Origin of the sequence: Pseudarthrobacter sp. NPDC080039, from assembly GCF_040702335.1 — a bacterium.
Classification (GTDB): Bacteria; Actinomycetota; Actinomycetes; order Actinomycetales; family Micrococcaceae; genus Arthrobacter; species Arthrobacter enclensis_A.
This window is the reverse complement of sequence record NZ_JBFBKY010000007.1, coordinates 139,345-164,064: the sequence shown is the minus strand read 5'-3', so window position 1 is coordinate 164,064 and position 24,720 is coordinate 139,345. Positions and strand designations below refer to the sequence as shown.

The window sequence follows — 24,720 nt, the reverse complement described above, 5'->3', positions numbered from 1 at the left end:
GGAAGGCCAATCAGCGCGGATCGTGACGCCTTTTTGGACTGCCAGGGCGCAGGTTTCTGCCAAGCTTAAGGAACTATGTCGCACGCACAACGCAAGATTGATACCCACACTGTCGATTTCACCGTGGATCCCGTGGTCCTCGAGCTCGGACAGCGCTTCGTGGACGCCGGCCACGAGCTGTCTTTGGTGGGCGGTCCCGTGCGCGACCTGTTCCTGGGCCGGACGTCCCCGGACCTGGACTTCACCACCGACGCCACCCCTGACCAGACCGTTGCACTGATCAAGAAGTGGGCGGACAACTTCTGGGAGATCGGCCGGGCGTTCGGCACCATCGGCATGCGCAAGGCCGGCTTCCAGATCGAGATCACCACCTACCGGGCCGAAGCCTACGATCCCGATTCCCGCAAACCGGTGGTGGCATTCGGTTCCTCCCTGACGGATGACCTGCAGCGCCGCGACTTCACCATCAATGCCATGGCGCTGAGGCTGCCCTCCATGGAGTTGGTGGACCCTTTCGGGGGCGTGCGGGATCTCCACGCGTCAGTGCTGGCCACGCCCGGCGCGCCGGAGGCATCCTTCTCCGATGACCCGCTGCGCATGATGCGGGCCGCCCGCTTCGCTGCACAGTTGGGGGTTTCAGTCCGCGACGACGTCCGGGATGCCATGACGGGCATGGCGGACCGGATCAGGATCATTTCCGCGGAGCGGGTGCGGGACGAACTGGTCAAGCTGGTGTGCGGCGCCCGGCCGCGGACAGGAATCGACCTGCTGGTCGAGACGGGGCTGGCAGAGCACGTGCTGCCGGAAGTATCAGCCCTCCGCCTTGAATCCGACGAGCACCACCGGCACAAGGACGTCTACCAGCATTCCCTCCAGGTCCTGGAACAGGCGGCTGAACTGGAAACGGACGCCGAAGGCCCCGTGCCCGGGCCAGACTTCGTTCTCCGTTTTGCGGCGTTAATGCACGACGTCGGGAAACCGGCGACGCGCCGATTCGAACCAGGCGGCGCCGTGAGCTTCCGCCACCACGACATGGTGGGCGCCAAGCTCACCACGAAGAGGATGAAGGCGCTGCGGTTCGACAATGACACCACTAAGGCCGTGGCGCGGCTGGTGGAACTCCACATGCGCTTCTATGGCTACGGCGACGCCGGCTGGAGCGACTCCGCCGTGCGTCGCTACGTCACCGACGCCGGTCCCCTGCTGGAACGCCTGCACCGGCTCACCCGCTCTGATGTCACCACCCGCAACCAGCGCAAGGCGGAACGCCTGGCTTTTGCTTACGACGACCTGGAATCGCGAATCGCGGCACTGCGCGAACAGGAATCTTTGGACGCGGTGCGCCCGGACCTGGACGGCGCCAGGATCATGGCCCTGCTGGATCTGAAGCCCGGGCCGGTCGTGGGGCGCGCCTACAAGTTCCTCCTGAACGAGCGGATGGAACACGGACCGTTGCCCACGGAGGAAGCAGAGGCGCGCCTGCTCCGCTGGTGGGCAGAACAGCCTGAATCGGCACCTGCCGGACCCGCCGCCGAAGCTTCTCCCGCCGTCGTCGAACCTTCACCTGTTGAGGAGTCCAAGTGACCAATTCCGCCTTTGCCCCGCGCCCCCAGCTCTGGATCCTCCGCCACGGGGAAACCGAATGGTCCAAGAGCGGGCAGTACACCGGCCTGACGGACCTGCCCCTGACCGTGGAAGGCGAACAGCAGGCCGTGGAGGCCCGCAAGGTGCTGGACGGCGTGGACTTCGACCTGGTGCTCACGTCCCCCCTTCGGCGGGCACGGCGGACGGCGGAACTCGCCGGCTTCCCCGATGCCCGGCACGAGCCGCTCGCCGTCGAATGGAACTATGGCGATTATGAGGGGATCAGTTCGGACCTGATCCGCAAGGACAATCCCGACTATCTGATCTGGACACACGGCGTGCCCAACGGCGAGACGCTGGATGAGGTGGCTGCGAGGGCAGACAAGATCATCGGCCGGGTCCTGGAATCCGGCATGGACAATGTGCTGATCGTGGCGCATGGACATTTCTCCCGCATCCTCACGGCACGCTGGCTGGAATTGCCGCCCACGGAAGGCCGGCACTTTGTCCTGGGGACGGCCAAGGTCTGCACTTTGGGATGGGACAAAAAGACCCCGGCCATTGTGCGGTGGGGGCTCTAAACCTTCTTTTTAAACTCCTTTAATTGTTTTCCGGGAATTGCTGGCTTTCCCTGCATTCCTGGGGTACCTTTATTCCTGACCCCAAGGTGATCTGCCTGGGTCCCGAACCGCTTGGCAACGAACGCGGCGGACAGCAGAAAAGGAGGTTGGGATAATGATGACTTTGACTGGCGAATGGAATGCCGTCATCAATGCGTTCCCGGCCTTTGCTGATTCCGCACGCGCAGCCAGGATGGATTCCGTGTCCTGCCGTACAGCCGTCCATCCGGACGTACTCTGGCGCCGCTGACCGGACCAGCTTCCCGGCCAGGACACGCCAAGGGGCTGCCCCTTCGGCTGCCCTGATGGCAGTAAATTGCGGTTTCATCGCCGGCTCCACGGCACAGCTGTTGGCATAGCCCGCGCCCCGTCTCCGGATAGTCCTTTCTTTCGAAGGGCCCGGTGTGGCGTCCCTGTAATGCCGCCCATGGCTTACCGCGACGGCCGGACGCTTCGTGATTGTGCTTATGTGCAATTTCCGCCAATTCCCTCGCTGAAATTCGCATGCCCGTATTGTCGCGCTTCTTTCGCAGCAAAAATGGGCTTATTTGCCGCGCCCTTTTTTGCGCCTGTTATTTAAGAGAGGAGGTGCCTCCTTTGATACGAAAACTCCTGGGACTCCTGTCCCGTCCCCTGCAGCGCCGAAGTTCATTTAACAGCGCCCAGCTGGAGCAGCATCGGAACGACGTGTTCGTTCTCATGCACCAGCAGTTAGGTGGCCTGCGTTGACAGCCGGCCCTGATCCCGCGGGACACCGATCCCGGGGGACGGGGCCGGCGGTAAGCTCGAACCCATGCACGAGACCCTGCCGGCGGAGGATGGACCACGGTCCCGCATCGTGGTGCCCAGCCGCAGCGACGCATTGCTCCGGAACTTCACTGAGTTAATCGGTGGGCCCCTTGGGACCAGGGCGGCCCCCGGGCTGGTCTCCCCCGGCATCTACACGGTGGAGCGGGTACTCATTGTCCTCACCGCGCTGGCGGCCTTGGTGGGGCTGCTGCTGAAGGGCTACTGCCGGGTAAACGGCTGGGAGACGCCCACGCAGTTCTATGCCACCTGCTACTCGGATTTCCCGGAGCTGTTCCGGAACCGCGGAATGGCGGCGGGAATCTTTCCCATCCTGGGCAGCGGCAGCCAGTTCGAATACCCGGTGCTGATCGCACTGATTGCCGGAGTCACTGCCTGGCTGGTCCCCGGCGGAGACGCCAATGCCCGGTCCCTGGCCTACTTCGACATCAACGCCGTGCTGCTGGCGGCGGTGTTCATGGCGCTGGTCCTGGTGATTGCGCGGATGCCCGGCCGGCGGCCCTGGGACGCGGCGATGGTGGCCCTGGCCCCGGGAATTGTCCTGGCAGGAACCATCAACTGGGACCTTTGGGCTGCGTGCCTGCTGGCTATGGGGATGTACTTTTTCGCGCGGGGGCGCCTGGTGGCTGCCGGCATTTTGATCGGCCTGGCCACTGCTGTGAAGTTGTACCCGGTGCTGGTGCTGGGACCCATCCTCCTGCTTGCGCTGCGAACGGGACGGTGGCGGCCGCTGCTGGTCACAGGCGGTGCTGCTGCTGCAGCGTGGCTGGTGGTCAACGTGCCGTTCGTGGCAGTCAATCCTCCAGGCTGGGCCTACTTCTTCCAATACAGCGCGGAGCGGGGTGCGGGATACAGTTCAGCCTGGTTTGCCTACAACCTGGTGGCGGGCCGGGTGGGCTGGGCCGGGCTTTCTGCCGACGGCGTCAGCGTCCTGTCCGTGGGGCTGTTTGTCCTGGCGTGTGCAGGCATTGCCGCCGTTGCCTTGATGGCGCCCCGCCGCCCCCGCCTGGCGCAGCTCGCGTTCCTGGTCGTGGCCGCGTTCATCCTTACCGGCAAGGTCTATTCGCCCCAGTACGTGGTGTGGCTGGTTCCGCTGCTGGCCCTTGCCAGGCCGCGGTGGCGCGACTTCCTCGTGTGGCAGGGCGTCGAAGCCCTGCATTGGGCTGCGATCTGGTTGTACCTTGGACAGGTGACCAGCGCCGGCCCCTCCCAGCACAACCTGGACATGCCCTACTACGTGCTGGCCGTCGCCGCCCACATGGTCGCGGTGGCCTATTTGATGGCACGCGTCGTCTGGGACATCTTCGACCCCGCGCACGACCCCATCCGGCGCCACCACGTGGACGATCCCCACGGAGGCCCCTTCGCGGGCGCACCTGACCGGGTCCGCCTGCGTTTACGGCGGCGCGCCGTTCCCGCCCTTCCCTTGAAAGCAGGGTCCCATGCCTGATGTGACGGTAGTAGGTGCCGGCCCCAACGGACTCTCTGCGGCAGCGGTGATGGCGCGGGCCGGGCTGTCAGTGGAGGTTTTCGAGGCCGCAACAAAAATCGGCGGCGGAACGCGGACCACCGAGTTAATGCAGCCGGGGCACTTCCACGACGTCTGTTCCGCCGTGCATCCCATGGCCCTGGCCTCCCCTTTCTTCCGCGCCTTCGAACTGCCGCGCAGGGTGGAACTGATCACCCCCGAGGTGTCGTTTGGCTCGCCGCTGGAGGGCGGCAAGGCAGCCCTGGCCTACAAGTCCCTGGACGCCACCGCAGAGGGACTTGGCCAGGACGGACCGGCCTACCGGCGGCTCATGGAACCGCTGGTCCACAACATCGACGACGTCATGGACTTCACCCAGAACCAGCTCCTCCGGATTCCGCGGAATCCGCTGGTGGCCGGCATTTACGGCCTGCGGACGCTGGAACAGGGAACGGGGCTGTGGAACCTCAGGTTCCGGGAAGAGCTTGCGCCGGCCCTCCTCAGCGGGGTGGCAGCCCATGCCATCTCCCATCTGCCCTCCCTGGCCGCAGCCGGAGCCGGACTCATGCTCGGTGCCCTGGGGCACGCAGGTGGCTGGCCCATCCCCCGCGGCGGCTCCGCGGCCATTTCGACAGCACTGGCGGATGACATCCGTGCCCACGGCGGCATCATCCATACTGAAGCCCCGATAGACCGGCTTGAACAGCTTCCTGCCGCGCGGGCCACCCTGCTGGACGTTGCGCCCAAGGGGCTCCTGGACATGGCGCGGGATTCGCTTCCCGTTCACTACCGTAGGGCGCTGGAGCGCTTCCGGTACGGTAACGGGTCCTGCAAGGTGGACTTCATCCTCTCCGGGCCGGTGCCTTGGCAGGCTCCCGGACTTTCCGACGCCGGCACGGTCCATGTGGGCGGCACGCGGGCCGAACTGGCGCGATCGGAGAACGAAGTCAGTGCCGGACGCCACCCCGACCGGCCCTATGTGCTCGTGGCCCAGCCGTCCAGCTTCGACCCCAGCCGTGCCCCGGCGGGCAGGCACACACTCTGGACGTACTGCCATGTCCCCTCCGGCTCCACGCGGGACATGACCAGCCAGGTGGTGGCCCAGCTGGAGCGCTTCGCACCCGGTTTCCGCGACCTGGTGGTTGAATCACACGTCATCACCGCGGCGGAACTGGCCGAGTACAACCGCAACTACATCGGTGGTGACTTCAGCGCCGGCATCATGGATGTGCGGGGGCTTATCCAGAAGCCGGTGGTCTCTCCTGTCCCCTGGCGCACACCGCTGCTGGGGGTATACCTGTGCTCGTCGTCAACCCCGCCCGGCCCGGGGGTCACGGGCATGCCGGGAATGCATGCTGCACGGCACGCCCTGCGTGATGTGTTCAAGCTGCCCGTTCCGGACCTGGGTCCCTCCTAGGCCTCGAGGGCCAGGGCTTATGACCGGCTGTCCTGTCATGTCGGCGGTCCGGGGGATAATGGCGCGATGGGGAACTCAACAAAACTTTCGCTTGCCATAGCTGCGCTCATTCTTGGAACCACACTGGTGGCCTGCGATGACGGAAAATCCGGTGCCGAAGCCGCCGCACAGCAATTGGCCGGTGCGGTCTCAGCGCTGGATGTAGGATCCGTTGCTTTCGACGGCAAGGACGCCGCCGCCGCCAACGACCAGCTCCACCAGGTTTTCGCAGCCCTGGACCCGCAAAAGCCGACCGTCCGGGCAGGCGGACTCACGCTGGACGGGGACAAAGCTTCCGCTCCCCTGGACTACACCTGGAAGTTCGGCGACGCCGAGTGGAAGTACACCATCGCGGCGAACTTCAGGAAGTCCGGCGACAAGTGGCTCACCGCCTGGACCCCGGCCATGCTGGCCCCCGGCCTCGCGGACGGCGAGATCGTGACCAAGGGCTCCCAGTCCCCCAAACGCGCCGACATCCTGGGCGCCGGCGATGTGCCGCTGGTGACCTATCGCCCCGTGGTGAACGTGGGCATCGACAAACCGCTGCTGGGCGGGGCGGATCCAGCCGATTCCGCCGGCAAGCTCGCCGCGCTGGTGGGGGTGGATCCGGCCGCGTACGCGCAGCAGGTCAAGGCAGCCGGGGCACAGGCCTTCGTTTCCGCCATTACTTTGCGGGAAGAAGGCCGCACCATTAGCGACCAGCAGATCCAGGCCATCCCGGGTGCCCGAGGCATACCCGACTCCATCCCGCTGGCCCCCAGCCGGACGTTCGCCCGCGCTGTCCTTGGCTCCGTGGGCGAAGCCTCCGCGGAGCAGATCCAGGCATCAAACGGCGCCCTGACCCCGGGCGACGTCACCGGTACCGGCGGTCTCCAGCAGCAGTACGATGAGCAGCTCCGCGGATCAGACGCCGTGGTGATCCGCGCCCAGCGCGCCGACCTGACCCGCGAACAGATCCAGTCCGCAGGCACGGATCCCCGGCGCGTGCTTTTCCAGGTGGAGCCCAAACCCGGCACCCCCTTGAAGACCACGCTGGATCCGCGGCTGCAGACGCTGGCGGAAAGCACCCTGGAAGGGGTGGGGCCTGCGTCAGCCATCGTGGCCCTTCGTCCCTCCACCGGCGCTCTGCTCGCGGCAGCATCCGGCCCGGGCAGCAACGGCTACAACACCGCCATGCTGGGACAGTATGCGCCGGGTTCCATCTTCAAGATGGTGGATTCGCTGGCCATGTTCCGCAACGGCATGACGCCCGACTCCACGGTCCAATGCACGCCCACGCTCACCGTGGACGGGCGGACCTTCAAAAACTCCGAGGGCTACCCCGCGAGCTCGTTGGGTGCCGTGACGCTGCGCGATGCCTTTGCGCACTCCTGCAACACGGCCTTCATCTCCCAGCGGGACAGCGTGTCCCAGGGCCAGCTTGAGGCTGCCGCCACGTCCATGGGCGTGGCAGTGGAGGCGCCTAAGCTCGGCGCGGAAGCCTTCCTGGGATCCGTCCCGGGCGAGGCGCAGGGGACCGAACACGCCGCGTCGATGATCGGCCAGGGCAAGGTGCTGCTCTCCCCGCTGGCTGCAGCGATCATGGCCGGGTCCGTGGCCAAGGGTGCCCCGGTGTCGGTGCAGCTGGTCCTGAACCCCGACGCCGGTGCTCCCGCCGCCGGGACAACGGCCGGGTCCACCGCTCCGGCTGCCGAAGCGTCAGCGACCGCCACCGCGGAAGCACCCTCCACGGCGTCGGACAAGCCCATCACGGCAGCAGAGGCGGCATCGCTGGCTGACATGATGCGTGCCGTGGTCACCTCCGGCCACGCGGGCTTCCTCGCCAGCGTTCCCGGCGCACCTGTGGGTGCCAAGACCGGAACGGCGGAGTTCGGCACCGACAATCCCCCCAAGACCCACGCCTGGATCGTTGCCACCCACGGGGACCTGGCGGTTGCCGTATTCGTGGAGGACGGCGGCCTGGGTGCCACCACCTCCGGTCCGCTGCTGAAGCAGTTCCTCACCGGCGCCGGCTAGGAACAGGCATGGGAGGATGGACGGCGTGGCCCATATTGACGTTTCCGGCATTGACTACTTCCTCTCCGATGGCACCCAACTCCTGAACGGGGTCACCTTCAAGGTGCCGGACGGCACCAAGACCGCGCTGATCGGGCCTAATGGGACGGGCAAGACCACACTGTTCAGGATCATCGCGGGGGACCTGGTGCCGGACGAGGGCGTCATTGGACGGTCCGGAAACATGGGCATCATGCGGCAGTTCGTGGGCCAGGTCCGCGACGGCTCCACCGTCAGGGACCTCCTGGTGACCGCCGCTCCCCCGGCCCTCGCCGCCGCTGCCCGCGAGGTTGACGATGCGGAGCTGGCCATGATGGAGCACGACGACGAACCCACCCAGATGCGGTACGCCCAGGCGATCGCGGACTGGGGGGATGCCGGCGGCTACGACGTGGAAACTGTCTGGGACGAGGTCTGCATGGCCGCGCTGGGACTGCCGTTCGACCGCGCACAGCACCGCCCGGCGTCGAGCTTTTCCGGCGGTGAGCAGAAACGCCTGGTACTCGAGGCACTGTTCGCCGGGCCGGACGATCTGCTGCTGCTGGACGAACCGGACAACTACCTGGACGTGCCGGGCAAGCGCTGGCTCGAGGAAATGCTCAACGAGTCAAAGAAGACCGTTTTCTTCATCAGCCACGACCGCGAGCTGCTGAACAATGCCGCGGGACGGATCGTCACGCTGGAGCCCGGGATCAACGGCGCATCCGCCTGGATCCACGGCGGCGGATTCGAATCCTATGTGGAGGCCCGCGCGGACCGGAACGCCCGCTTCGAAGAGCTGCGCAAGCGCTGGGACGAGGAGCACGTCAAGCTCAAGGAACTCGTCAACATGTACAAGAACAAGGCTGCCTTCCGCTCGGATATGGCCAACCGGTACCACGCGGCCCAGACCAGGCTGGCCAAGTTCCTCGAGGCCGGTCCGCCCGAGGCGCTGCCCATCGAGCAGAACGTCCAGATGCGGCTCAAGGGCGGGCGGACCGCTAAACGGGCCATCGTGGCGGAGCGGCTGGAGCTGACTGGCCTGATGAAACCGTTCTCCACGGAGGTGTGGTTCGGTGACCGCGTGGGCGTGCTGGGCTCCAACGGCTCCGGCAAGTCCCACTTCCTGCGCCTGCTTGCCACCGGCGGCACAGACCCTGAACGCGAGCACATGCCGGTCTCGGATGTGGTGATCGCAGAAGTACCGCACGAAGGCACCGTGAAGCTCGGTGCACGGATCCGGCCCGGGTTCTTTGCCCAGACCCACGTCCGGCCCGATCTCCTGGGCAAGACCCTGCTGGACATCCTGCACCGGGGCGACGAACACCGGTCCGGCCTGGGTCGTGAGGCGGCCGCGGGTGCCCTGGATGGATACGGCCTGGCGGGGCAGTCCGAGCAGAAGTATGAGTCCCTCTCCGGCGGCCAGCAGGCCCGCTTCCAGATCCTGCTCCTGCAGCTCAGCGGGGCCACGCTGCTGCTCCTGGATGAGCCCACCGACAACCTGGACCTGCACTCGGCGGAAGCCCTGGAGCGGGCCATCGACCACTTCGAAGGAACTGTCCTCGCGGTGACCCACGACCGCTGGTTCGCGCGGACATTCGACCGGTTCCTCGTATTCGGCTCCGACGGGAAGGTGTACGAATCCGCGGAGCCGGTGTGGGACGAGCAGAGGGTTGAACGCGCCCGCTGAACAAATGTGCCCTTCTTGCTCTGAGCGAATGATCACAAATTGCTAGCATTTGATCATGAAGACGGATGAGCGGCATCGGACCATCGCCGACATCCTCCGGCGGCAGCCCGAGGCAAGCGTGGAAGAGCTCATGCAGGCCTGTGCTGCTTCAGGAGCAACCATCCGCCGCGACCTGGAGGTGCTCGCAGGCCACGGCGTCCTCCGGAGGGTCCACGGCGGCGCCAGAAGCCTCATTGGCCACGGGGTGAATCCCGGCTACGGGCAGCGTGAACTGGAAGACCGTGAAGCGAAGAGCCGCATAGCTGTGGCGGTCGCCCGCCTGCTGGCTGACCGCGAACACGTCTGGCTGGACAGCGGAAGCACAGCCACCGCTGTGGCGCGGGCCCTGGCGGGACGCGATGTGACCCTGATGCCCATGTCCCTGCAGGCGCTCAATGCGGCAGCAGAGGGCGACGGCGGTGCAGGCCCGCGGCCTGCCTTGCTGCTGCCGGGCGGCAGTGTGGTGCCCGGGGAACTCTGTTTCCGCGGACCGCTGGCCGAATCCAATATCAGGTCACTCCGTTTCGATACTGCCGTGGTCACCCCCTGTGCGGTGGATTTCAGGGACGGGCTGCTGGCACATGACCTGGAGGACGCGGCCATCAAGAGAGCCGGCCTTGAATCCGCGGCACGGGTGGTGCTGGCCGCCTCAGCATCGAAGTGGGAGGCCAGCGCCCGGGTCCTCGTGGCAGGCCTGGATCGGGTGGACGTCATCGTCACGGACCGGAAGTTCAGCACGCAGGACAAAGCCGAATTCGATAAGTACTCCGTGGAAGTAGTGAGCGTATGAGCACCAATACCGGTATGGAGCAGCACGCAGGATTGAAAGCCGCCGGCGCAGCCACTTTCGTGGTCTTCGGTATCAATGGGCTGGTGTTCGCCAGTTGGGCGGCCAGGATCCCTGCCGTCACCCAGACGCTGCACATCACCTCCGGCCAAATGGGCACGCTCCTGCTCTGCACGGCCATCGGCTCCCTGCTTGCGCTTCCCACCGCCGGGCTGGTGGTTGGCAGGATCGGTACCGCCAACACCGTGCGTTTCGCCGGCCTCCTGGCTGCGGCCGCAGGCGTGGGCATCGCACTGTCGCTTTCGGCCACGTCCATTGCCGGGACGGCGGTGTCACTGTTCTTCTTCGGCATCGGCATCGGACTGTGGGACGTGGCGCAGAACATCGAAGGCGCGGATGTGGAGCACAAGCTCCGGCGGACCATCATGCCCCAGTTCCATGCTGCCTTCAGCGGTGGTGCCTTCGTAGGGGCCCTTGTCGGGGCAGGGCTGTCCACGCTGGGAGTCGACCTGCCGCTGCACCTCCTGGTGATCGCAGCCGTTGTGGTGCTGGTCGCCTTGACCGTGCCCCGCTACTTCCTTCCCCACGTATCGTCGGCTCCCGTTGCCGGGGAGCTGAAACCAGCCAAGGGACCGTCCGCGTGGCGGGACGGCAGGACGCTGCTCATCGGAGTGGTGGTCCTGGGTGCCACCCTGACCGAAGGCGCCGGCAATGACTGGATCGCCAAGGCGTCCGTTGACGGCCTTGCCACCTCGGAATCCACCGGCGCCCTGATGTTCGCCCTGTTCGTCCTTGCCATGACGGCAATGCGGTTCCTCGGCGGCCGCGTCATCGACAAGTACGGGCGCGTTGCGGTACTCCGCGCCAGCATGGCGGCCGCAGCCGCCGGACTGGGCCTCTTTGTGCTGGCATCCAGTATCTGGCTGGCCGGGGTTGGGGCAGCCCTGTGGGGTGTGGGTGCCGCCCTCGCCTTTCCGATGGGGATGTCCGCTGCTTCCGACGATCCGCGGCAGTCAGCCGCTCGGGTGTCCGTAGTATCCACTTTGGGGTATATATCTTTCCTTGCCGGGCCGCCGGTGCTTGGCTACCTCGGTGACCTCACCGGGATCCATACCGCGCTCCTGGCCATCATGCTGCCAATCCTGGTGGCACTGCTGCTTGCAGGGGCGGCGAAGCCGCTCCAGGCCGGTCAGGAGTCCTCCGTTCAAGAGTCCACTCAACGGGAGTAACGGTTGGGGTTAGGGTGATCACATGCACAGCAGCAGGCCACGGGGCCGGACCTGGATCAGCCGCATCGATAGATACCTCTTGGCGCATGTTTCAAGACTGCCCGGGGGAGACCATGATGTCTTCTTCCGGCGCCTGTCCGCCTCGGCCAACCAGGGAAAGCTGTGGATAGGAACAGCGGCAGTCCTGGCCCTGTTTCCGGGCAAGACGCGCAGGGCGGCGCTGCACGGGCTGCTGGCCCAGGGGGTGGCCTCCACCGTCACCAACGTGGTGTTCAAGACGCTGCTTCCCCGCGCCCGGCCCTTGCCGGAGCACCTGCCCGTCTTCCGCTTCGTGCATCCGCAGCCCACCAGCTCTTCGATGCCGTCCGGGCATTCAGCGTCGGCGGTTGCGTTCGCAGTCGGAGCAGGGCTTGTCCGTCCCGCTCTGGGAGTTGCGTTGGCACCCGCTGCCTTGGGCGTCGCCTACTCGAGGGTCCACACCGGCGCCCACTGGCCATCCGATGTCCTTTTCGGATCAGCCCTGGGTGCAGGCGCCGCCCTGGTGACCCGCCATTGGTGGCCGGTCCGGCCGCCCATCCCGCAAACCACCCGCTCCTGGACCAGCGCTCCGCAACTGCCGGACGGTGCGGGCCTGAGCATCGTGGTCAACACGCTGGGCGGTTCCTTCAAGGAAGAAACCGCGGCCGCGCTCCAGGAAGTATTTCCCAAAGCGCATATAAATACCGTTCAACCGGATGAAGACCTGGTCCAGCGGATCAACGCTGCGGCGGACTTCCCGGGGACCCTCGCCCTGGGTGTGTGGGGCGGGGACGGAACTGTCGGCGCTGCGGCGGCTGCCGCCGTCGAACGCTCTTTGCCCCTGCTGGTCCTGCCCGGCGGGACCCTCAACCACTTTGCCCGCGACGCGGGCACAGGCAGCCTGAAAGACGCGGAGGAAGCAGCCAGCAAGGGTGAGGCCGCACTGGCAGACATTGGCGTGGTCACCGCCGAACGCGGACTGCCCGGGAACCCCGAAGTTTCCGAGCTGGTTATGCTCAACACGTCCAGCGTCGGCCTCTACCCCAACTTCGTGCGCCGCCGGGAGCACCTGCAGCCGGCGCTTGGTAAGCCATTGGCGGGCGTCGTGGCAATGTTCAGGACCTTCACGGCCGGGACACCGACGACGCTGACCGTGGACGGAGTGGAGCACAAAGTGTGGATCGCCTACCTGGGGCGTGGGCGCTACTACCCCCGTGACCACGCTCCCCTGATCCGGCCGGTGATGGATGACGGGGTTTTGGATGTCCGGATGATTACCGCCGACGAAACCTTCGCCAGGCTCCGGCTGCTGTGGTCCGTCCTGACGGGGACCGTGGCAAGTTCCAGGATTACGCACCTGAGGGAGGCAACAGAGGCCAGGATCGATGCCGGCGGCGCACCGATGGCGCTGGCAGTTGACGGCGAGGCATTGGCAGGGGTCCGCAGCGTGACCTACCGCGTCCGTCCCCGGGCACTTACGTACTACTCCCCGCATCCGAATCGATAACCCTTGTCCGGCAAATGACCCTGATTCACCCCTGAATCATCCCTGGGAAGGGTCAAAAGCAGGACTGGCGTCGGTAGCGTGGGGAATGCACACCACCCACCGCCGTCCAGCAGCCCGGTGCTGCCGTTCAAAGGACTTTTGATGATCGAGGCAAACGGACTGACCAAGATCTACGGCGCCAAGACCGCCGTAGCCGGCGTGAGCTTCACCGTCAGGGCAGGACAGGTTACGGGCTTCCTGGGACCCAATGGGGCAGGGAAGTCCACCACCATGCGGATGATCATGGGATTGGACCGCCCCACATCGGGATCCGTCACTGTGAACGGCCTGCGGTACGCGCAGCACAAGGCACCCCTGCGTGAGGTGGGCGCCCTCCTTGATGCCAAAGCCGTCCACACCAGCCGCAGCGCCTACAACCACCTGCTGGCCATGGCGGCCACGCACGGCATTCCCAAAGCGAGGGTGCACGAGGTGATCGGCATGACGGGGCTGGACGCGGTGGCGCGCAAGAAGGCCGGCGGATTTTCGCTTGGCATGGGGCAACGGCTGGGTATCGCTGCCGCCCTGTTGGGCGACCCGCAAACCCTCATTCTGGACGAGCCGGTCAACGGCCTCGATCCGGAGGGGGTGGTCTGGGTCCGGAACCTGGTGCGGTACCTGGCAGGCCAGGGGCGGACAGTATTCCTTTCCAGCCACCTGATGAGTGAGATGGCCCAGACAGCCGACCACCTCATCGTGATCGGGCGCGGAAGGGTGATAGCCGATGCCCCTATCCGCGACATCATTACCGGCAGCGGACAGTCCCGGGTGCGGGTCCGGACCGACCAGCCGGACACGCTCCGCCAGCTGCTCGCCGCACGCGGTGCGTCCATTGAAGTTCCCGAACCTGAGATGCTGGAAGTAACCGGCCTGCAGGCCAGGACGATCGCCGCTTTGGCCTTGGAAAACCAGGTCCTGATCTACGAACTCACACCCCTGGTTGCCAGCCTTGAGGAGGCCTACATGGAGCTCACCAAGGACGACGTCGAATACCACTCCCTGTCCGCTGCGGAGGCAGGTAACTGATGAGCTCCCCGACCGCTGAATCCACTTCCCCTCACGAACCCGCACCCTCCTTCTCCGCGCCAGTCCACTTTGGTGGGAGGCGGTCGCAGCCCGGCCCCACCTTCTTCCGGGTCCTTAATTCGGAGATCATCAAATTCCGCAGCCTCCTCTCAACGCTGATCCTGCTCGCCTCCACGGCCGTGGTCATGGTCGGCTTCGGGGCACTGTCCGCCTGGGGGACAGGCCAGTTCACGGACGCGGCCACGCGCGACCCCCAGGCCGCGGGGCGGATGGCAGCCCAGGGCGGTGACCTCGCCGTGAGCGCCCCCACCTCGGGTATCGCCTTTGCCCAGCTGATCCTGGGGTCCCTCGGGGTACTCCTCATGAGTTCGGAATTCACCACCGGCATGGCCCGTTCCACCTTCGCGGCGGTGCCCAAACGGCTTCCCGCCTTCGCGGCCAAACTGGTGGTGGTAATGGTGACGTCGTTCGCAGTTACCGCAGTATCCATCTGGGTTGCGGGAATGGTGGCGGTGCCAATCCTGGACAACTACGGCCTGAAGCTGGACCTGGGCAGTTCACAGTCAGCGAAGCTCCTCCTGGTCAACAGCATCTACGTGGCAGCCGTCGCCGCCATCGGCATGGCCCTGGGCACGCTGCTGCGGAACTCCGCAGGAGGCATCATGAGCCTGGTGGGCATCTTCTTTGTGGCACCCATCGCTTTCCAGCTCATCCCGGGCGACTTTTTCAAGGAGGCCCGGAAGTACCTCCCCGGAAACACGGTGGATCCCGTGGCTGCCGCCCAGCACGTCCCGGACACCCTCGAGGCCTGGCAGGCGGGGCTGGTCCTCGGCGCATGGGTGGTCATTCCGGTCCTGCTCGCTGCGGTCCTGCTCAAAAGACGGGACGTCTAGGAGGTTGCGCCCGGCTTCCCGGGCCCAACGAGCAGCCCGGCGCGTGGTTTCGGGCACATTACAAATTTTCCTGTGAGAAAACGTCCGTTGCCCCTGATGGTTCCAGCTTGGAGGCACGTCCTGTTGGCGCCAACCAGATCTGTTGGACTGCACAAAGCACGGCGCATAATGGCGGACCTAGGGTGAAACGACGATGTGGTGCAACACACGGTCTCCCCGTGGCCGCCACGGCACGTCGCTCAACCAATGCTATTTCCCCAACAAGGACGGCGCTTCCATGCATGCTGACCAGCAACTCTCAAAGTCCCTGAAACCCAGGCACCTGTCCATGATCGCCATCGCCGGTGTCATTGGCGCAGGACTCTTCGTCGGCTCGGGGGCGGCGATCCAGCAGGCCGGACCCGGCATCCTCGTCGCCTATGCGGCCGCCGGACTGGTGGTCATCCTGGTGATGCGCATGCTGGGCGAGATGGCCGCAGCAAACCCCGAAACGGGATCCTTCTCCACCTACGCGGACAAGGCACTGGGCCGCTGGGCAGGGTTCAGCATCGGCTGGCTCTACGCCTGGTTCTGGATCATCGTCCTCGGTATCGAAGCCACAGCCGGTGCTGCCATCATGCACCGCTGGGTGCCGGGCATCGACCAGTGGGTGTGGGCCCTTGCCCTTATGGTGCTGCTGACCCTCACCAACCTCGGTTCCGTAAAGTCCTACGGCGAGTTCGAGTTCTGGTTCGCCTCCATCAAGGTAGCGGCCATCGTCCTCTTCCTCATCTTTGGCGTTGCCGCCATCCTCGGCCTCATCCCCGGAGTCCCCGCACCCGGCCTGAGCAACCTGGTCAACAACGGCGGCTTCATGCCCAACGGTCCGGGAGCGGTCCTGGCCGGCATCCTGGTGGTGGTCTTCTCCTTCTTCGGGGCAGAAATCGCCACCATCGCGGCCGGCGAATCGGAAAACCCCGTGGACGCCGTCAAGAAGGCCGTCAAGTCCACCGTCTGGCGCATCCTGGTCTTCTACATCGGCTCCATTGCCATTGTGGTCACCCTGCTCCCCTGGAACTCCGCCTCCGTGGCCAAGAGCCCCTACGTGGCCGTCATCGAACTGTTCGGCATCCCGGGCGCCGGCACCATCATGGACGTCGTTGTCCTCACCTCGGTGCTCTCCTGCCTCAACTCCGGCCTCTACACGGCCAGCCGCATGCTGTTCTCCCTCTCCACCCGCGGTGACGCGCCGCGCTCCTGGACCCGCATCTCCCGCCGCGGCGTTCCCGCCGCCGCCGTCCTCGCCTCCACCGTGGTGGGCTTCGTGACGGTCGGGCTGAACTACATTGCCCCGGACACCGTGTTCCTCTTCCTGGTCAACACCTCAGGCGCCATTGCACTGTTCGTGTGGCTGGTCATCTCCGCATCCCAGCTGATCCTCCGCCGCCGGATGGGTGCCGCAGCCCAGGACCTGCAGCTGAAGATGTGGCTCTTCCCGTACCTCACCTGGGCAGCGATCATCAGCATCGTGGCCCTGCTCATCGGCATGGTGATCGAGGAATCCACCCGCGAATCGCTGCTGCTCTCCCTGGCGCTGGCCGCCGTGGTGGTGGCCGTGGGCGTGCTCCGCTACCGGGGCAAGGGTGCAGCCGCCGGAAGCCCGGTGGTGGCCACTGAACCTGCGCCGGCACCCGCCGAGTAGGTGCGGCGCTAGACTCGGGAGCATGCCTTTGCCCCCCTCTGCTGCAGACCACATCCAGGACCTTGGCGCCTACGTCAGCGCGTCGCCGTCGAGCTTCCACGCTGCGCATGAGGGGGGCAGGCGGCTGGAGGAAGCCGGGTTCACCCGCCTGGACGAACTGCAGCCGTGGGAGGGGGGCCCGGGCTCCTTCTTCATCATCCGCGACGGCGCCCTGATCGCATGGGTCGTCCCCGAGGGCGCCGGCGCTGCCACCGGGTTCAACATCCTCGGCGCGCACACGGATTCGCCGTCCTTCAAGCTCAAGCCCAGGCCCACCACCGGTGCGCACGGCTGGCTCCAGGCGGGGGTGGAAATCTACGGCGGCCCCCTGCTGAACTCCTGGCTGGACCGCGAACTGCGGCTCGCGGGCCGGCTGGTCCTGCTTGACGGCACGGAGCACCTGGCTGCCACCGGACCCCTGCTCCGCTTCCCGCAGCTGGCCATCCACTTGGACCGCGCGGTGAACGAGGGCCTCACCCTGGACAAGCAGCGCCACATGAACCCGGTGTGGGGGCTGGGGAATCCTTCCGATTCAGACCTGCTGGGCGTCCTGGCGGCCTCGGTTGCCGGAGCCTCCGTCGATCCGGGCCAGATTGGCGGATACGACGTCGTCATCGCGGACACGCAGGCGCCCGCGGTTTTCGGGGGCAAGGGGGAGTTCTTCGCATCAGGGCGGTTGGACAACCTTTCGGCCACGCACGCCGGGCTGGCCGCGTTGATTGCCCATGCCGCCTCCGGCGCCGCCGGTGGGCCGGTTGCTGTCCTGGCCGCCTTCGACCACGAGGAAATCGGCTCCAACTCCCGCTCCGGCGCGTGCGGACCAATCCTTGAAGATGTGCTGGTGCGCATCTCCGATGGACTGGGCGCCACGGTGAGCCAGCGGCGGCAGGCCCTGGCGGCGTCGTTCTGCCTCTCTGCCGACGCCGGGCACGCCGTCCACCCGAACTACCCCGAACGGCACGACCCCGCCAACCACCCAGTGCTGAACGGGGGTCCGCTCCTGAAAATCAACGCCAACCAGCGCTACGCCACTGACGCGTTCGGAGCGGCGTTCTGGGCCCGTCTCTGCGGCGAAGCGGAGGTTCCCTACCAGGAGTTCGTGTCCAACAACGTGGTGCCCTGCGGCTCCACCATCGGCCCGCTCACCGCCACGCGGCTGGGGATCCGGACCGTGGACGTAGGTGTGCCGCTGCTGTCCATGCACTCTGCCCGTGAGCTCTGTGGGGTGGAGGATCCCCTCCGCCTGGCCGCCGTGACCGAGCTGTTCTTCCGGACCCCGGCCAGGTAGACGACCGCGCGGTGATAGCGGGGCTGGTGGACCGCACCCGTTACTCTCGAGGTCACAGGCCTTCCGTGCCTGCTTCAGGACCTCATCGCAAGCCTCCCCATCCGTATCCGTCGTGGTCGATCTCGTGCGCCGGGACACCAATCCAGGTTTCTCCCTCCGGCACGTTGCTCAACACCGCGGCCCCCATTCCCACGGTCGCGTAGGCTCCCACCGAGGTTCGCTCACGGACACTCGAATTCATCCCAAGGTAGGCGGCCCGGCCGATCCGGACTCCGCCGCCAAGCGACACTCCCGCAGCGAAAGTGGCGAAGTCCGCCACATCGTCGTCGTGCAGGAATGTCACCGACGGCATCGCAACCACGTGGCACCCCAAGGTGACGGAGGCAGTGAGCGTGACGTTCCGGAGCAGGATGCTGCCCCTCCCCACCGAGCAGCCCTCCGGATATTGCACGGTTGGGTCGACTGCAGTGGCATAGCGCGTCTCCCGGATGCCCAGCAGTTCCAGGCGGTCCACCACCGATTCCCTTTGCCGCCCGAATTCCATGCACACCAGCATGAAGGCGTGGGTGTACCTGCCGGCGTCCTCTACCGTGCCCAGCACGGGAGCACCGTCCACGGAAACCCCGGCCATTTCCCTGTCGTCGTCGAGCATGCCGACAACGTCGTATTGCCCGCTGCTTCGGACCATCGCCAGTACCTCCCGGGCAAGGCCGCTGGCGCCCACCAGAATCAGTTCGCTCATACACCGGCCTTGCCTGCTGGCAGCGCTCTCATGGTCGTTCCTTCCCGTCCCGGTTTCACCGGTGAGTGCCAAGGTAGCCACACCGGGAGCCCCGACGGCGAAGCTTTGGGTTTTTGTGTGGTTGGGAGGGCCACAGTGCGGAAACTGCGGGTTTTGTCCTTGTGGTTCCCTACAGAACGGGCAGGACATAGGGCTGCGCGGCGGTGGTCCCCTTATCCGCGGCGAGGGCAGTCAGCTGCGCCCGGGACTCGACTCCAAGTTTCCGGTAGATCGTGGTGAGGCGTACCTCCACAGTGCGCACGGATACGTACAACGTGGCGGCAATTTCCTTGTTGCGCATCCCTCTCGCCACCATCTTGGCCAAGGCGCGCTCGTCGTCGCTGAGCATCAGCATGGCCGGATTGCCCTGTGGGCGGACAGGCTCCATGCGTTCGTCCAGGAGCAGGGCATCCAGGTGCCGGGTCCACGCATCCGCCCCTGCCTCGTCCAGCATGACTTTGGCCCTCAGCAGCGCATCCCGTGAGTCGCGCAGTCTGCCAAAAGCGTGCAGGCGTTCCGCGTAGCACATCAACGTCCTGGCGCGTTCGAGCCTGTTCGCGGTCCTGGTTTCGGCGGCCTGGCTGAAGAGCTGGAGCGACTGCTCACCGTCCGCCAGCATCGCGCGGCTGCGCGCCACCGCCATCATCAGCCACGGCGACTTCAGCCCCACGGAGCGGCTTTCCAGGCGCAACAATGCCTGGGTTGCCTCGTTGTGCCGTCCCAGGCGGACCAGTGCCTCCACCAGGTCCGCCTCACAGCGCAGGAGGGTTGGGTTGCCAAACTCCATACCGATCTCGGCAGCCCGTGACAACTGGGCCACGGATTCGGCCAGGTCACCCCTCAGCAGTGCGAAGTGGCCCTGGCAGGCCGCAATCTGCGCCAAGAGGCCGGGGTGGCTGTCAGCCGCAGCCCACCGGAGCGCCTCCGCAGCGCAGACGCGGGCCTGTGCGTCATCACCCACGGAGTACGCACGCCAAACCCTGAAGAGGTGAAGCAGTCCACGGTAGTAGGCGGCCCCAGGTTCCGACCTTTCGAGTTCGTTGATCAGCCTGACCGCCGCACGAACATTGCCTGCGCGGACTTCGTTGTCCACAGCCATGAAGGCCGCCGTTTCCCGACAGTTACGGTGGCCCGGTTCTGTCGAACTGCGCAGCAGGGCAAAGGCTTCGTTGGCGCTTTCGTAGTGCTCTGCATAAGTGAGGGCCCGCGCCCGCACCAGGAGGCCGGCAACTCCGGCCGTCCTGGTCTGTTCGTGCTTCCGCCCAAGGGCGGTCGTGTCACCGCTAAGGGTGTCGATCAGCAGCCTGGCATGCTCTGCCATGGCGAGGGAGTGCGTGGAAGCCGAACCTTGGAACGTGCTGCCCTGCTGCAGGAGGTCCGATGCTTCCTGCAGTTCCCACCGTTCGGCGAAGTAGAGGGCGCAGGTGGCCAGAAGGCCGGCGGAATAGGAGGGGTCCTGATGTCCGAAGTCCTTGACAAGCCGAAGCACGGTGCTGGACCGGACCGAGGCCCCCTGGACAAATTGGATCTTAAGGGACAGTCCGCTGAGCCGGAGGATCAGTGCGTGGTCACGGGTAACCCGCTTCGCCCATTCCAAATAGCGCTGCGCATAGACGAATTCGCCGTGGTTGAACAGCAGCTCGGCGATGCTGGTAAGGGGCGCGGCGGTTTCCGGTTCCCCGGGATTAATGGCGAGGGCGCGCTCGATGTGTTCGACTGCGAAACGCACGTCACCATTCCGGATCAAGTCCTCAGCATGGCCGAGCAACTCAAACGGGGTGTTCCGGTCCAGGGCGATGTAACTCAGGTGCCACCTGGCCGCGTACGGGTCGGTGGCTTTGGCTGCTTCCGCCAGGGCCTGGTGGTTGGCCGTCCGGACTGCCGGCGCCATGGCCGAGAATACGTATCCCCGCAGGAGTTGGTCCACGACCATCAGATGCGGTCCGGACCGGTTCACCATTCCGGCGGCCAGTAACTCGTCGACGCTCGTCCACACTTGCGGAGCAATGTCCCTGACCGTCGAAATGTCGCTGCGGAATGACAGCGCAAGCAGGTCCAGGACGCTGCGCGCGCCGGCGGATAACGTGCCGACAGCTGTGGCGAACTCTGCGTCAAAGCTGCCCGTGGAGGGCAGCGGGACGGGCAGGGCGTACTGGCCTTCGGTGTGCCGGTCCAGCAGCAGCCCGTAAAGGTCGACGGCGGCACGGGGGTTCCCACCGGCGGCTGCGGCAACTGCGTGGGCTGCCGCCGTCGTGGTCCTTTTGGCCGGGATGCCCTCCAGCATCCGAACGGTGTCGCTGTCGCTGAGGGGGCCAAGGCGGAGGACCGGAAGGCCGCTGAACTGGCTCTCCGGAGACTCATCCCGTAAGCCGGCAACCAGGACGATGTCTGTTCCGGTCAGGCGCCGGGCCATGAACCCAATGACTGCCTGGCTGCACGCGTCCAATCGGTCGGCATCGTCTATGACAATCACGGTTCGGGATGTGGAGCGCTCGTGCAGTCCGTTGATCAGCATGCTGGAGACTGCGGGTACGCTCATTGCCCCGGTGGTGTCCTGCAGGAGCCTTTCGGCAATCCGGTTCAGGACCGGATCATCCATGTCGTAGAGGAGCGCCGTTATACCGGACAATGCCCAATCCGATTCAGCAGCAGTGGCTGCCAAGAATAAGGTCCGGTAATCGGAAAGGGTGGGAATCTCTGAAAGAAGAGCGGATTTACCGATGCCCCTGCGGCCAACCACGGCCAGGGCGCTTTCCTTGGGGCAGCGAATGACCGAAAGGATTCGGTCCAGATCTTTGCTTCGGCCGATAAGCGCCATGGCGTCCCCAATTCGTCAAAGAAGGAGACCGCATTCTTGCACTGCCGGTTAGGTCCCGGCTCCCGCTCCCCAGAGCGCTTCTGCCGGTACATGCGAATATAGCCCGGCAACCAGCGGACGCACCACACCCCGTGCCGCTGGATTGCATCAAGATTGACCCCCGTAATTGATCAAGACCTGTCAGGGGCAGCCGGCTCGGGCCGGCTCTCCGTCCTTAAAGGAAGGAATTCCGGCCTGCCGTGTAACGGCTGGCCGGAACCCCTCCCTGTTCCATATTCAGTTATCTATTCAGTTGCTGTTCAGTTATGCGTTCCCGTTAGGCGGCCGGCTTGAGCGCTGTACGCCAGGCCGCCACAGCCCGCGCGGCACTAAGGGTCCAGGTGGCTGTTCCGCTGGCGCCCGCGGTCGGCTGCGGTTTGTCCGCCAACTCCGCAATTTGGCCTGCCGCAGCCTCCCAGCGCTCGGTCCAGCCGGAAGGCGGGGTCACCACCGGTGAACTGCAGTCACATGCCACTCCGCCGATCAGCATGGCACCGTTGGTAGCCGTCGTAACGCTGCCCACCGTGATGCTGGTGGCCGAGTAGCTGGTGTCGGCGGCAGTAACCACTGAACTGTCCAGTGGTGTGGTGTTGTTGACGCCGCGGTAGGCTGTGATGCCGCCGCCCCACTTGGCCGCGGAGCTGAGGGTCCAGTTGTACGTTGACGGATCCGAGGCACCCACCACCTTGTAGTACGCGAACGACCGTGCCCCTGATGTGGACGAACTGTTGATCGACTGGCCGTTGACGATTGCCGTCCAGCCGGCCGGGGCGGTCAAGGACGGGTTGAGGTCCGTGGTGATGGCCGCGACCAGGACGTCCCCTGCAGCGGTGCCGGTGGGAACCGGTACAGCGGCGGTCGTCACGGCGGTTCCCGAGTTTGCCGTGCTGGAGTTCACCACGGTGATCCCCCCGGTTGCCGGGGGAGGGGTGGTCCCTACGCTAATCGTGGTGCTTGCCGAGGACGAGCCGCTGCTGTTGGTCGCCGTCAGCTTGGCCGTGTAGGTGCCCGCCGCCGTGTACGAATGGGTGGCATTCTGCGCGGTGGATGTTCCGCCGTCGCCGAAATCCCATGCCCAGGAGGTGGGCGCATTCGTGGAGGTGTCAGTGAAGGTGACGTTCAGTGGCGCGGTGCCCGAAGTGGGATTGGGGTGAACGAAGCAACGGGTGCCTGACCCGCGGGGGGCGCGGTGCCCAGCGGCCGGTCCGAGAACCAGTAGCGCTTGGCCACATTGTCGCTGGCCATGGCTACCAGACCGGTGGTGTTGTTCACGCTCTGTTTGCTGGTGGTCACGTCATTGATGTTCGACGACGACGCAGCCTGCATGATCGGTGTTCCGCGTCCGGACCCAAAGACAGGGTTGTCCATGGACGCGGTCTTCTCGTAGATGCTGCCCGCTACGCCGGAATAGGCACAGCCCGAAACAGACGTGGGCGGTGCGGTGTGAAACTCCCGCACCAGGTTGTTCTGGGTGTCCAGCACGATCTGCGGACGAGATACGCAGTCGCCGGTCGCGGCAATGGTGGACTGCGTGAACGCCCCCGTGCCTGGCTTGAAGACCAGGAGGATCAGCTGCGGCAGGGTCTTGTCACTGGAGATGTCGTTCAGGCTCGTCTTGACCGCCGCAAAGACCCGGCCGCTGGTGTCGGCCTGCAGGGTCTTGAGGTTCAGGTGGTCATCGGACTGGCCGTTCCCGCGCAGGGCGGGCTGGACTTTCCAGGACGACGCCGCGGCATCCGAATCCTTGTGCGTTGCCCACCAGACCGTATTTGCCAGATGGTCGCTCCACATGACGCCCACCTGGCCGTTGCCGAAGGCCACCACGGCCGAGATGTCGTCCGGAGCAGGGTGCGGGTTGCTGACGGGAAGGACAAACGGTGTACCCCACGAGGCCCCGCTGTTGGTGGCCGCGTTCATGTACACCGTGTTGGTAAATCCGGACGTTGAGTTCCCCGCGACTTGTGTCCAAGTGGCCCAGACCCTGCCGGTGGTGTCCTTGTCAATGGTCATGGACTCACTGGAATTGTTGGTGATGGTGGTGGGGAAGCCGCTGTCCAGCGTGTACTTGCCGCCCGCATAGCTGTACCGGTAGAGCTTCGCCGGCGAGCCGGAGAGGGATGGATTGGGAGTCCCGTCACCGGTGATGGTCACGACGTGCGAAGCGATGTAGAGGTGGGATCCGTCCCACAGCGTGTCCGCCAGGGTGGTGCCCCTGGTGTCGTTGACCACTCCGGTGTCCACCCAGGTCTTGGTTGCCCGGTCCAGCCGGAAAATGCTCCAGCCCGTTCCGGACTTCCACATATCCGCCCACCAGGAGCCGTCATTGAACCACAGCTTGCTCTGTGGCTTGTCCGAGGTTGGCGGATTGGACACTCCTGAGTAGGCAATGCTCTGGGTGCCGTAAACGGTGTCGGCCACGGCCGCGCCCGGCAGGCCGAGGACGGAGGCTGCAAGGACCAGGGCAACGCCGAGGGCCTGGCCTGTTCTTCTGAGAAGATGGGTGCGTCTGAGCTTCATAGCGGAACTCCTGGGGCATAGGAAACAAAGTGGGGGAACGTCCGCCCGTTGGCCCAGTCCACAACAGCCCTTCAGCCCCCAAGTACCGAGAAGCGTATGCCCGGTCCCCCGTCGGGGCAATGCAGGTGACTTACCTAAAAAGGGGTTTTCCGCATCCCCTACCCAACGCTTTTTGGGTCTTCCGCAATCCCCTATACCTAATGAATTCCACCGTCCCCGAGCCCTTTACTTGCCCAACAGGGGTAAACCCTAGGTAAAAAGCGAGTACCTACTACTCGTGATACCCGCATTAGGTAGGGGGTAGTCTTCCGGAACGGCCAGAGGATTGGCGGTGGGTTGCTGGGGGACAGCGACCAGACC

17 protein-coding genes and 1 pseudogene are annotated in these 24,720 nt (G+C 65.6%); 13 read left to right on the top strand and 5 right to left on the bottom strand.

All coding sequences use genetic code 11. The annotated features are described in order from the left end of the window. The first annotated feature begins 75 nt into the window (after positions 1 to 75). The 13 genes from AB0313_RS10755 (at position 76) to AB0313_RS10695 (ending at position 18,205) form a co-directional block, all read left to right on the top strand. Positions 76 to 1,584: a CCA tRNA nucleotidyltransferase gene (locus AB0313_RS10755; RefSeq protein WP_307304973.1), complete on the top strand. Its 1,509-nt coding sequence runs from the start codon at positions 76 to 78 to the stop codon at positions 1,582 to 1,584. Then, the gene (locus AB0313_RS10750) at positions 1,581 to 2,165 is read left to right on the top strand and encodes a histidine phosphatase family protein (RefSeq protein WP_141944834.1); all 585 of its coding nucleotides are present in this window, start codon (positions 1,581 to 1,583) and stop codon (positions 2,163 to 2,165) included. The genes AB0313_RS10755 and AB0313_RS10750 overlap by 4 nt, the downstream gene beginning before the upstream one ends. Before the next feature lie 832 nt (positions 2,166 to 2,997). Continuing rightward, entirely contained in the window at positions 2,998 to 4,461 is a 1,464-nt protein-coding gene (locus AB0313_RS10745) for a glycosyltransferase 87 family protein (RefSeq protein ID WP_366305467.1), read from the top strand. Next, a complete protein-coding gene (locus AB0313_RS10740; protein WP_366305465.1) occupies positions 4,454 to 5,896 on the top strand; it encodes an NAD(P)/FAD-dependent oxidoreductase in 1,443 nt (480 codons plus the stop codon). Before AB0313_RS10745 ends, AB0313_RS10740 begins: the two co-directional genes overlap by 8 nt. A gap of 66 nt (positions 5,897 to 5,962) precedes the next feature. Beyond that, positions 5,963 to 7,951 (top strand): penicillin-binding transpeptidase domain-containing protein, encoded by a 1,989-nt coding sequence (locus AB0313_RS10735; RefSeq protein WP_307304963.1) that lies wholly within the window; start codon positions 5,963 to 5,965, stop codon positions 7,949 to 7,951. Positions 7,952 to 7,976: 25 nt separating this feature from the next. Beyond that, on the top strand, positions 7,977 to 9,659 hold the full coding sequence (locus AB0313_RS10730) for an ATP-binding cassette domain-containing protein (protein ID WP_366305463.1): 1,683 nt from the start codon (positions 7,977 to 7,979) through the stop codon (positions 9,657 to 9,659). A 55-nt stretch (positions 9,660 to 9,714) separates the two neighbouring features. Beyond that, complete coding sequence (locus tag AB0313_RS10725) at positions 9,715 to 10,488, top strand: DeoR/GlpR family DNA-binding transcription regulator (protein ID WP_366305461.1); 774 nt, start codon at positions 9,715 to 9,717, stop codon at positions 10,486 to 10,488. Beyond that, positions 10,485 to 11,714, top strand: a complete 1,230-nt coding sequence (locus tag AB0313_RS10720) for an MFS transporter (RefSeq protein ID WP_366305459.1) — start codon at positions 10,485 to 10,487, stop codon at positions 11,712 to 11,714. The genes AB0313_RS10725 and AB0313_RS10720 overlap by 4 nt, the downstream gene beginning before the upstream one ends. Positions 11,715 to 11,736: 22 nt before the next feature. Continuing rightward, complete coding sequence (locus tag AB0313_RS10715) at positions 11,737 to 13,239, top strand: bifunctional phosphatase PAP2/diacylglycerol kinase family protein (protein ID WP_141944849.1); 1,503 nt, start codon at positions 11,737 to 11,739, stop codon at positions 13,237 to 13,239. A gap of 141 nt (positions 13,240 to 13,380) precedes the next feature. Next, on the top strand, positions 13,381 to 14,304 hold the full coding sequence (locus AB0313_RS10710; RefSeq protein ID WP_141944852.1) for an ABC transporter ATP-binding protein: 924 nt from the start codon (positions 13,381 to 13,383) through the stop codon (positions 14,302 to 14,304). Continuing rightward, complete coding sequence (locus AB0313_RS10705) at positions 14,304 to 15,197, top strand: ABC transporter permease (RefSeq protein ID WP_366305457.1); 894 nt, start codon at positions 14,304 to 14,306, stop codon at positions 15,195 to 15,197. The genes AB0313_RS10710 and AB0313_RS10705 overlap by 1 nt, the downstream gene beginning before the upstream one ends. 277 nt (positions 15,198 to 15,474) lie before the next feature. Next, positions 15,475 to 16,878: an amino acid permease gene (locus AB0313_RS10700; protein ID WP_366305455.1), complete on the top strand. Its 1,404-nt coding sequence runs from the start codon at positions 15,475 to 15,477 to the stop codon at positions 16,876 to 16,878. Between the two features lie 22 nt (positions 16,879 to 16,900). Next, complete coding sequence (locus AB0313_RS10695; protein WP_366305453.1) at positions 16,901 to 18,205, top strand: M18 family aminopeptidase; 1,305 nt, start codon at positions 16,901 to 16,903, stop codon at positions 18,203 to 18,205. An 82-nt stretch (positions 18,206 to 18,287) separates the two neighbouring features. Here the strand turns inward: AB0313_RS10695 and AB0313_RS10690 are convergent, their stop codons facing one another. From AB0313_RS10690 to AB0313_RS10670, 5 genes and pseudogenes are all read right to left on the bottom strand, one after another. Continuing rightward, entirely contained in the window at positions 18,288 to 18,947 is a 660-nt protein-coding gene (locus AB0313_RS10690) for a NeuD/PglB/VioB family sugar acetyltransferase (RefSeq protein ID WP_307304937.1), read from the bottom strand. Between the two features lie 169 nt (positions 18,948 to 19,116). Next, positions 19,117 to 21,804, bottom strand: coding sequence for a LuxR C-terminal-related transcriptional regulator (locus AB0313_RS10685; protein WP_366305451.1), 2,688 nt, complete (start codon positions 21,802 to 21,804; stop codon positions 19,117 to 19,119). Positions 21,805 to 22,120: 316 nt separating this feature from the next. Further along, the gene (locus AB0313_RS10680; protein ID WP_366305449.1) at positions 22,121 to 22,741 is read right to left on the bottom strand and encodes a hypothetical protein; all 621 of its coding nucleotides are present in this window, start codon (positions 22,739 to 22,741) and stop codon (positions 22,121 to 22,123) included. Positions 22,742 to 22,843: 102 nt separating this feature from the next. Next, positions 22,844 to 22,966 (bottom strand): annotated as a pseudogene (locus AB0313_RS10675) (PKD domain-containing protein); the annotation flags it as partial. Further along, positions 22,963 to 24,360: a hypothetical protein gene (locus AB0313_RS10670; protein WP_366305447.1), complete on the bottom strand. Its 1,398-nt coding sequence runs from the start codon at positions 24,358 to 24,360 to the stop codon at positions 22,963 to 22,965. The pseudogene AB0313_RS10675 and the gene AB0313_RS10670, both read right to left, overlap by 4 nt. Between the last annotated feature and the right edge of the window lie 360 nt (positions 24,361 to 24,720).